The 6,381-nt window shown below is 59.8% G+C and carries 7 protein-coding genes; 5 read left to right on the forward strand and 2 right to left on the reverse strand.

Translation table 11 applies throughout. From position 1 onward, the window contains the following. Positions 1-261: 261 nt before the first annotated feature. Entirely contained in the window at positions 262-1,659 is a 1,398-nt protein-coding gene (locus VEB01_RS17230) for an AMP-binding protein (RefSeq protein ID WP_324877578.1), read from the forward strand. Positions 1,660-1,810: 151 nt separating this feature from the next. Here VEB01_RS17230 and VEB01_RS17235 read toward each other — a convergent pair whose 3' ends face one another. After that, entirely contained in the window at positions 1,811-2,770 is a 960-nt protein-coding gene (locus VEB01_RS17235; protein ID WP_324877580.1) for an IS110 family RNA-guided transposase, read from the reverse strand. Positions 2,771-3,269: 499 nt separating this feature from the next. Between VEB01_RS17235 and VEB01_RS17240 the strand changes: the two genes are divergently transcribed. The 4 genes from VEB01_RS17240 to VEB01_RS17255 all read left to right on the forward strand — a co-directional run bounded on the left by VEB01_RS17240 (position 3,270) and on the right by VEB01_RS17255 (position 5,825). Further along, complete coding sequence (locus tag VEB01_RS17240) at positions 3,270-3,644, forward strand: hypothetical protein (RefSeq protein ID WP_324877581.1); 375 nt, start codon at positions 3,270-3,272, stop codon at positions 3,642-3,644. 147 nt (positions 3,645-3,791) lie between these two features. Beyond that, positions 3,792-4,652: a DUF2092 domain-containing protein gene (locus VEB01_RS17245; protein ID WP_324877584.1), complete on the forward strand. Its 861-nt coding sequence runs from the start codon at positions 3,792-3,794 to the stop codon at positions 4,650-4,652. 129 nt (positions 4,653-4,781) lie between these two features. After that, positions 4,782-5,387 (forward strand): hypothetical protein, encoded by a 606-nt coding sequence (locus tag VEB01_RS17250; RefSeq protein WP_324877586.1) that lies wholly within the window; start codon positions 4,782-4,784, stop codon positions 5,385-5,387. A gap of 216 nt (positions 5,388-5,603) precedes the next feature. Next, entirely contained in the window at positions 5,604-5,825 is a 222-nt protein-coding gene (locus VEB01_RS17255) for a hypothetical protein (RefSeq protein WP_324877588.1), read from the forward strand. A 133-nt stretch (positions 5,826-5,958) separates the two neighbouring features. On the opposite strand, the gene VEB01_RS17260 is transcribed toward VEB01_RS17255, so the two are convergent. Next, on the reverse strand, positions 5,959-6,381 hold a 423-nt coding region (locus VEB01_RS17260; RefSeq protein WP_324877590.1), incomplete at its 5' end, for a hypothetical protein.

Raw genomic sequence — 6,381 nt, forward strand, 5'->3', positions numbered from 1 at the left:
CCCTTAATACCAGATTGTGCCGAAGCTTGTAAATTTATCTGCTGGCTTAAGGCAAATTTGGAGCGGTATCCACCATGCTTCAGTAACAGGCGCTTAGCTGCGCAGGATTTCGTGTAACGGTAACCTAAAGGGCATTTCTCAACGGGGTGTGGTTTGTATGCGAAGAAAACGTGGCTTGCTTTAAATCCCCTTAGTCTTTGCGTATAGTCCTCGCGCAATTCGCCCGTAGCCGTCCATTCCAGAAGCAGCGAGATCACACCCGTGCCGAATAGGCCGTTAACGACATATCAAGATAACGCCGCGTCGAACGGCGCTATACCTCCCAAACTCTACCATCCGTTGATTGGCCGTTTTATCGATGCACAGGTCGTCGCCATCGACAATGGTCGTTCCGTCACTGTTGACGAGTTTCTCCAGGAGGTCTTGAATCTGGCGGCGAATCTCCCCGATCGCCCCTACATGGTCAATCTATGCGAGAACCGGTACCGGTTCCTTACGGCCTTCGCTGCAGCTTTGCTCAAGGGGCAAATCAATCTGCTGCCGTCGAGCCGGGCGCCGAGGGTTTTGCAGCAACTGGCGGAACAGTATCCGCACCTTTATTGCCTGGTGGACGGTCCTGAGTGCCCGGGGGGCGTGGAGATGATCGTCCATTACGATTGCAGTCCACATCCGTTGTCGCCGCTGGGCGCTTGCGCTCCGGAAATTTCAGGAGATCAAATCGCGGCGATCGCCTTTACCTCCGGCAGCACCGGCCAACCGCAGCCTCATGTCAAGACGTGGCGAATTTTTTGCGAAAGCGCGAGATTGATCGGTGCGGAGCTCGGTTTGGAGCCGGGACAGCCGGCTACGGTCATCGCCACGGTGCCGCCTCAGCACATGTACGGTCTCGAAACCAGTATTCTTCTGCCGCTTTGTCTTGGCGTGGCGCTGCATTCCGGCAAGCCATTTTTTCCGGCCGATATCCGCGCGGTCCTGGGTAACTGCCCGACGCCCCGGATTCTCGTGACGACGCCGGTGCACATTCGCGCTCTGATCGAAGCCGGGGAGAGTTTGCCGGAGATCGAATTCATCGTGTCCGCCACGGCGCCTCTTTCTCGCGACTGGGCAGTTAAGGCGGAAAGCCTGTTTCGAACGCGTGCGCTGGAGATCTACGGTTGTACGGAAGCCGGTTCGATTGCCTCCCGTCGCACGAGTCAAGGCGACATGTGGTGTGCGTTCAACGGCGTGCGTTTCCAAGAGAAAGCCGAAGCATCATTGGTCGATGCCGACCATCTTCCCGGGCCTATCGTGTTGAACGATTTGATCCAGTGCTGCGGCCCCCGGCATTTTAGGCTGTTGGGGCGCACCGCGGATCTGGTCAACATCGCCGGAAAGCGCACTTCTCTCAGCGCCTTGAATCACGTATTGAACGAAATCGAGGGGGTTCTCGATGGGGCCTTTTTTGTGCCGGACGGTTCGGAAGGGACCGTTCGCCTGACCGCGTTCGCCGTGGCTCCAGGCAAGACTAAGGAGCAATTGCTCGCGGAACTGCAGGCGCGTCTCGACCCGGTTTTCCTGCCCCGCCCGTTGTATCTGCTGGATAAATTGCCCCGTTCGGAGACGGGCAAGCTGCCCAGGCAGATTTTGACGGAACTAGCGGAGAAAATGTTGATGATATGAGTATGCTGTTTGCTGTCGGTGTTCGACGAAGATTCAACATGCTTTCTAGTGTCACGTCCACACATATCCTTGAAGGAGCATAGGAAGCGTAGCGGCAGCGGAGCGACGTGCGACGACCCCCGCGTAGCCGTAGATACCGTCTTGAACGAATTCATGCAAGCGATAATTTGGGATCAAACGGCTTCCCGGATTGGAGGATGGCGAAAGCGATGTGGATGAGCTTGCGCATGGCGGCGCAGACGATGGCTTTGCCATTCTTCCCGTTGTCTTTAAGACGCTGACAGAAGGTGCGGATAATCGGATTGTATTGCCATGCGACGAGTGCGGGCAGGTACAGGGCTTTCCGCAAGGCAGGGTCACCGGTTTTGGAAAGGCGGGTTTTGCCGACCCATTTGCCGGACTTTTGGATTGCTGGTGCGAGACCCGCATAGGCCACGGCCTGTTTGGCGCTGGAGAAGCCATAATGGGGGCTCAGGGCCGTCAGCAGGTAAGCCGAAGCGGCGGGTCCGATGCCTGGAATGGACTCCAGGAGATGCCGTCGCTGCCTGAGATCGGGATCGTTGTCGATGAGGCTTTTGATGCGTTGGCGAGTCTCCTCCAACTCCTTGTCCAGCATGTCCAGGACGGTTTTGAGCGAAGCGACGATGGCCGGATCGGCTGTGGCTAGACGGTTTCGTTCCATCTGCTGCATTTCGAGCAGGTGCTCGACGCGGCGTAACAGGGCTTGTAGCTCACGGATCGCGCGAGGCGGTGGCGTCCACCGGTCCGGCTGCAGGCTCAGGCAATACCGCGCGATGAGTTTGGCGTCGACTTTGTCGGTTTTGGTGCGACTCAACTCGCTCTTGGCAAAGGCGTGAATCTTGGCCGGATTGACGACGCTAACCCGGTAGCCTCGTTCCACCAGGAACTCGGCCAGGGGGACACTGTAAGCGCCAGTGGCCTCCATGCAGACCCACGGCTGGGGATCGCCGAAGCTGTTCAGCCAGTCGAGGAAGGCCACGAAACCCTGGGCGTTGTGGTCGAATTTCTTGTGGCGGTATTTGTGCTCACAGAGGCGGGCCACATCGAATTTTCGTTTGGCGATGTCCACGCCGATGATGGTTTGGGGCATAGGTTCAGGTCTACCGGTCTTGGGTCAACAATGAGGGTGCAAATCGTTCGGAGCCACGCGCCCGGTTCAGCCTTATGGTGATTCAAGCTCACCCGCCAGCGGGGGCCTACGCATACCGTTCGAACTGCCAAGGCGGGTGTGGAGGAGGGAGAGTTCTATCTACGGCACAGGCTCGAAGCCTCAGGGCCAAAGCGACTTCTCCCTCTCCTCCCGATGATCAGTCGGGGATTCTGACTGTTGTAGAGAACAGAATCGAGATATAAGGGCCGGATGTTTGATCGGAGTCGTAGCGGTAGCGCAGGCGTGGCGGACGCAGGAAGGTCGCGACTAAAGCGACGTTTGCGATTGGGACGAACGTGGGCCGCCGAAGGCACTACTCGTCGCCACAATTGGCTCCTTTTGGTGACTGGGAGGTCCCAAAAGGTTTTGCCAAAAATGGCGACGCAATCGCGGCCGGCGCTACCAGGAAATGCACGTCGACGGCGGCGCCATGGCCTAAGTGTTCCTCTACCCGCCCGCCCTCAAGGTGGCCGAACTCAGCAAGCAGCGCGGCATCGTTCGCGACCGTCGGCTTTATGTCATCCGCAATGCCCGCCTGGACCCCGACTGGGCGGAGGTGGAGCGCCGGACCCTCAGCATCGCCGGCCGTGCCATTGCCTCGCTGATCCAAACCCAGGGCGTCGGCGATTTGTACCAGATCTATGCCGAGACCCAGCGGGATAGCATCGATTTCAATCTCGCCTACATCCCGAAAAGTTTCTTCGCTCCGCACAAGGAAGACTTCGATACCGACTACATGAAGAAGCTGTTCCAGACCGGCCATGACCTGGCCGCCAAGGGCTATCCCTGGGAAAAGCTGCCGCCGGGGCTGTAACGAGAAGGCCGAAGTCGCTGGATTGGGATTTGCGCTCCGCTATGTCCTTGATATTTCCGAAACGATTCTCCCGCGGGAGGGGTCAAAAAGCCCATGGATGGATCCATGAAGTTTCAACCCGTGTCATCGAAAGCAGGAGACAGGCTAATGAAGGCAAGACAATGGCGATCGGCCGCAGGCGCCGCGCTATGCGTGGCGGTCCTGGCGGTAACGGCGGGTTGCGCGGAGAAGCGGGCGACGACGCGTCCGGAGCCGCCGGCCGCCCAGGGACCGGCGCCACAAGCGGTGGTGGAGCCGACGGAGCCGAAAGATATTCTCCTGCGCATGGCCGAATTTTTGGCCAAGACCCCGCGGTTCAGCGTGAACCTCCGGGGCAGTTACGACGTGGTCCAGGAATCCGGCCAGAAGATCGAATTCGGCGAGAGCCGGAAGATCACCGTGAGCCGGCCAAACCATCTGCGCGTCGAGGCGGAACATAGCGACGGCGACAAGCATCTCGTCCTGTACGACGGCAAGACCATCACGACGTTCAGCCCGTCGCAGAACGTCTATGCCCAGGCTTACAAACCCGGCGGCATCGACGCGGCGGTCATGTATTTCCTCAAGGACCTCAACATGAGACTGCCGCTGGCCATGCTTTTGGTCAGCCGGCTTCCCGCCGAGCTCGAACGCCGGACCCAGTCGCTCGACTATGTGGAGAGGACCGTAATCGACGGGATGCCGGCCCATCATCTGGCGGGTCGCACCGAGACGGTGGATTACCAGGTCTGGATCGCGGAGGGTGCTCAGCCGTTGCCGGTCCGAGCGGTGCTGACTTACAAGAATGCGAAGGGCCAGCCGCAGTTCCGGGCGCAGTTCTCCGATTGGAATCTCTCGCCCGAAGTCCGGGATGCCCAGTTCGCATTCACCCCGCCCGAAGGGGCACAGAAGATCGCCTTCCTCGCGCAATTGCCACAAATCGCGCCGCAAGGTGCGGCAAGCCCAGAGCAAACCGGAGGACAGAAATGAACACCAGACCTTCTTTGATCGTCACGGCTATGGCCGGCGCTTTTGTTTTCCTGATGGGAACCATGGATTACGCCGCCGCCCGGGGGACAGGTGGAGGCCGGGCGGGAGGCGGCGGTGGAGCTGCGGCGGGTGGCTTTTCCCGTGGCGGTGGCGGCGGGGGCGGTTTTTCCCGCAGTGGCGCCGCCGCGAGCGGCAAGCTATCAGGGCGGTGCGGCAACCGGTTCGGCGCAACAGATGCAGCAAAGCCGGCAACAGCAACAACAGCAGGCCCAGCAGGCGCGCTCGCAGCAGCAGCAGAGTCGGCAGCAATACGGACAGCAGTCGCAGCAGAGCCGCCAACAGCAGCAGCAACAAGCGCAGCAAAGCCGGCAGCAAGCGGCGCAGTCCTATGAGGGGACTTACTACCGACCGGGCTACCCGCCGCCATCGGGGTACTACTATCATGACGAAGACAACTGGGACGACGGCGAAGTCGCGGCCGTGGCGATCGGTGCGGCGGCGTTGGGCGCCGTTGCGGGCCATGCTGCGGGTCAGTCGTCGGCGTCCACCGCCCCATCCACGACCGTAGTCCAGACCGCCCCCCCACCCTCGGGCTCCGCGAGCCTGCCCTGCGCTGCCAGCCCCACGGTCGTTGGGAGCGTGACCTATTATCAGTGCGGCTCCACCTGGTATACCCAGGCTTACGGCAATAGCGGCGTTATCTACATGCCTGTGCCTCCGCCCTCGGGATATTAAGCCGTCGGTGCGGGGTGGGCATTACCCACCCCGCACCGAAATGAAATCGGATCTGCGTGATACCCCAAAAGGGAAATGACGACGTTTCAAATGTTCGAGATCGTGTTCAAACAACCGTGGCCTGAAATAAGGAGAAAGCCATGATCAAACGTTTCAACCTGGTTATATTGGCTCCCTTGCTGCGGAGCCGCCAGCGCTCAACCGGGCCAATATCCCATGATGGACAAGGTGGTCCAGAAAGTCCTGCAGAAATACCAGACCTCCTCCTGCCAACAACTGGCGAATGAGAAGAGCCAGCCGCCTTCGGGTAAAAAGGCACAGATGATGGACCGGGCGGTGCAGATGTTACAGAACGATCCTCAGATGCGCGCCGAATTCATCAACCGCGTGGCGGCGCCCATCGCCAACAAGCTGTTCGAATGCGGCATGATTCCTTGATCGACGTCAAGGACATTGAAGACGAATAGCATCTATCGGGCCGGGGCGATGGGTCTCGGCCTTTTCGCAATTCACCCGATTGATTTGCCTTCGGAGGCCTGCCATGAAACTGCTTAGCCTTGCCGCACCAAGTTTATTCGCCCTGGTCGTTCTGGCCGGGTGCGCATCCAGCAACGTCACCGAGCGTCAGCCGTATGAGGGCGAAAGGGTCGCCAAGCCCGATCGCATCATCGTCCATGACTTTGCGGCAACCCCTGCTGACGCCCCGTCCGAGTCCGCTCTCGCGGGCCGATCCGTCGAACACCCGATGCCGCAAACGGCGGAGGAGATCAGCACCGGCCGCAGGCTGGGCGCTCAGGTCGCGCAGGAGTTGGTCGCGGAGATCCGGAACATGGGGCTTCCGGCCGTGCAGGCCGTAGTGCTTCGCCACGGTAGCAGTGCAATGTTTGGTCATGTCTTGGGTCTGATGATTGTCTGGAAGCCAGGAGACGATCATGCGAACCCAGAAATACGCAGTGAAACTGACGGCCGAGGCGCGCTCGGCCGTGGAACGCTT

Source organism: Methylocaldum sp. (assembly GCF_035627495.1).
Lineage (GTDB): Bacteria > Pseudomonadota > Gammaproteobacteria > Methylococcales > Methylococcaceae > Methylocaldum.